Origin of the sequence: Marinobacter goseongensis, from assembly GCF_023156235.1 — a bacterium.
Classification (GTDB): Bacteria; Pseudomonadota; Gammaproteobacteria; order Pseudomonadales; family Oleiphilaceae; genus Marinobacter; species Marinobacter goseongensis.
This window is the reverse complement of record NZ_JAKZAI010000060.1, coordinates 1-3,041: the sequence shown is the minus strand read 5'-3', so window position 1 is coordinate 3,041 and position 3,041 is coordinate 1. Positions and strand designations below refer to the sequence as shown.

General features: G+C 53.6%; 3 protein-coding genes. 2 read left to right on the top strand and 1 reads right to left on the bottom strand.

Annotation, left to right across the window (positions count from 1 at the left end):
- Positions 1–582: 582 nt before the first annotated feature.
- Both MLC70_RS18220 and MLC70_RS18215 read left to right on the top strand, forming a co-directional pair.
- Positions 583–1,302: a metallophosphoesterase family protein gene (locus tag MLC70_RS18220; protein WP_248185928.1), complete on the top strand. Its 720-nt coding sequence runs from the start codon at positions 583–585 to the stop codon at positions 1,300–1,302.
- Complete coding sequence (locus MLC70_RS18215) at positions 1,295–1,549, top strand: hypothetical protein (protein WP_248185926.1); 255 nt, start codon at positions 1,295–1,297, stop codon at positions 1,547–1,549. The genes MLC70_RS18220 and MLC70_RS18215 overlap by 8 nt, the downstream gene beginning before the upstream one ends.
- 147 nt (positions 1,550–1,696) lie before the next feature.
- Here the strand turns inward: MLC70_RS18215 and MLC70_RS18210 are convergent, their stop codons facing one another.
- Positions 1,697–2,374, bottom strand: a complete 678-nt coding sequence (locus MLC70_RS18210; protein WP_248185924.1) for a 3'-5' exonuclease — start codon at positions 2,372–2,374, stop codon at positions 1,697–1,699.
- Positions 2,375–3,041: the final 667 nt, after the last annotated feature.

Genomic DNA, 3,041 nt, shown 5'->3' with positions numbered 1-3,041 from the left:
GAATGCCGAGTTGCCGGCTTTGAAAAAAGTGGCTCAATACGATTAGGGCAAGTGGGTCGATTTAACGGCGCTTACGGTACCGCCCATCTGGCCTTCAATATCCTCTCGAAGATGTCGGAACTGGACTTCTAATGTGATGATCTTGAGCTGGTGATCGAGCTGGGCCGCCAGTGTCCACTGATCGGCGAATCGATCCTGAAGATCCCGTGGGGACTGACCGGGTTTCATTCGATACGGCATGGCGTAAACCCGGCAGCCCGAATTACCAGGTGCGATGTAAATAGTGCCTTTGATTGTCGGGGTTGGACGGTTTGTCATGGGCGGTATCTCGTGTTGAATTCAGGTTCAGCATCTCATGTGATTTGAGAACAGCAAGACTAGAAACGGCACCATCGAGCGTTGCCAGACGTGGCGATCAGCGGCGTGGGTTACGTACACACGTGCCTATCCTGATTGCCTTGGCTATCATGGCTTAATATCCAATTCCCGAGGCGTATCTAGGCTATGTTGCGAATCACGGAAATAGCCCCAGACCCATTCTTCACGCTGCCACACCGGACCAGTGGCCCTTCCGGTGCGCCCTTGCGGAATCACCTGCCCTTTCATCTGGCCTATGCTTCAGGCCTACCGCGGCATGTGAAGTCGATTGTGCTGACGTCAGATCTCCAGGGGCGTGAGGACGGCGGCCGGAACCCCCTTCTTGGCGTCCCGGTGGCCGAGGCGCTCATGGCGCTATCGGAGAAAGGTGTTATTCCTGTTCCTGATGCCATTTTTGTGTGCGGCGACCTTTATGATTACCCGGATTGCCGGAAACGGGGCGGCACAGGCCCGGTTGATGACGTGTTTAAGGCATTCTCTGCGATTACGACAGAGGTTGTCGGGGTATTGGGCAACCATGATCAGATGGAGAGCATTGGTGCTACTCCAGGCAACACGTTTCTGCTGGATGGTGACGTCGTTACGGTGTTGAAGGATCTGCGTGTCGGCGGTGTCAGCGGTATCGTGGGCAATCCACACCGGAATCAGAGGCGGACGGCCGATGACTTTGTAGTCGCCCTGGAATCGGTAACTGATCAGGCCCCGGATATCCTGCTCCTCCATCAAGGGCCGACAAACCCGGAGCGCGCGGATCGTCGTGGTGATCCCGATGTGGCTCTCTCGCTGATAACGGGCTTCCAGGGGCTAACGGTATTCGGCCATACCCGATGGGACTGGCCTTGGCTCATTCCACTCGGAGATGGACAGGCTTTGAACGTCGATGGGCGGGTTGTCGTCGTTTTACCGGAGGATGTCTGTGAATGATCCGATAAGCACGAGAGATTACATCTTGGCCCTGGCAGGACGGTTTGGCATTCGCTATGAGCGCACGCCGATCGATGATCTTGCCGACGTCATCACACACCTGTCGGATGATGAGGTAGAGCCTGATGATATTCAGGACTTACTGCAGGCTTTGCATCGGGCTGGTGCCATAAGTAAACCGGAGATGGTAGATCTGTTGCATCGGTATCTAACCGAGAAGTACTCGACAAGCGAATGCGATCACTGATTAACCGCGCTACCACTTCACCTTCACCGGGTATTTGGCTCCGATTGGTGGTAAGAACGAACCACCATTCGGAATCTTCGGAACGGGCCAGTTCAAAACGTCGTCACATGAAAAACTGGTCAGCATCACGTTGATTGATCCAAATACTCAGTCATAAAGCCCTAGTTCTTGGTCCAGAGAACTCAATTCCTTGAGAGCTTGCAGCCTCAGTGAGCCCGGCATATTTACAATCGCAGGCTCCAAAGCCCAGTCCATGAACGGCAACAAGCGAACAATGTTTTTGGCGTCGTCGATCCCGCGATGGGGGCTACCCTCAAAAGCCAGATCATGGAATGCCAACGCATGCCTCAACCCGTTCTTTTTCTTTTGACCTGTTGTGCGCCGCCAAATGCGCTTCAGATTCAGGTGCGGCCGATGGGAGATAATAGGTCCGGCCCCGTCTAGCAAGCTCTGGGCCTCCAAGTGCTGTCTGTCGTAATTCCCCCAGCTGCACCAGACAAAATCATCCGGCAATTCTCCCAGCCAATTGTTCACGGCCGAAATAGCCTCTGGAAACGCCGGCGCCGCATCCACCATCGACTGATTAACGCCAGTGAGCTGGACACAAAAATCGCTCAAATGGGGATATCGCGTGGGCCTAACCAGGAATGAGGCGATTCTTCCAATATCCCCCTGCCAGTTAGCCAGTGCACAGCCAATTTCGATCACCTCCATGTTATGAACGCTTTGAGGTTCGCCATCGGGCGTTTGACGACTGCTCCAGCATGTGGACTCCAGATCCACGATCAACAGATTGTTCTGGGCTTTCTGGCTAGCGCTGGACATGGCTTCTTTTATGACCGTGTGCTTGATTGGACGACATTAGTTTAACGGTTTTGGGCCAGAGAATCACAGGGGTGCCGTGGGTGGATTGCCTCTCTGTGTTGGGAACCCCGTGGTTGTGACCTAACGGGACGCGCGCCAAATACTCAGCAGCGTCCAGCTGTGTCGTATAGGGCATCCGCCTATTCGTATGGCAGAAACTCGAGTTCTTGTGCGAGCCAACGGCGTTTCTAGGGCGTGACGATCAGGTTTCAATATCGCCGGTCACATTTACTTCACAGAATGGAACGCACCCTACTGGTCTCACCTCGGCCTCTTTCAGGATCTCGACGATCTGTATCGTGATTTTTTTATGCTGCTCTTCATTTGCCTCATTGTGGGCCTGAAAACTACACGTGCGCATGCACTGATTTTAGTTGATAGTTTCATTCGGATCTCAACCCAGGGAAGCTTCAACGAAAAAGTGAACTGATGAACACGAACGTTCCCGGTTCCGTGGTCGGCAGGTATGAGTCACGGGTTGGCGGGTTACCTTTACCTGATCCAGGCGACCGCCACGTGGTTGCTTCGGAAATTCAGACCCGAGCTGAAACTATCCTGAATCCGTGAGTTCAACCGGCTGAAACTGTATCCAAAGCCTGCAATAACAAAGCCTTGGGCGATATAATAG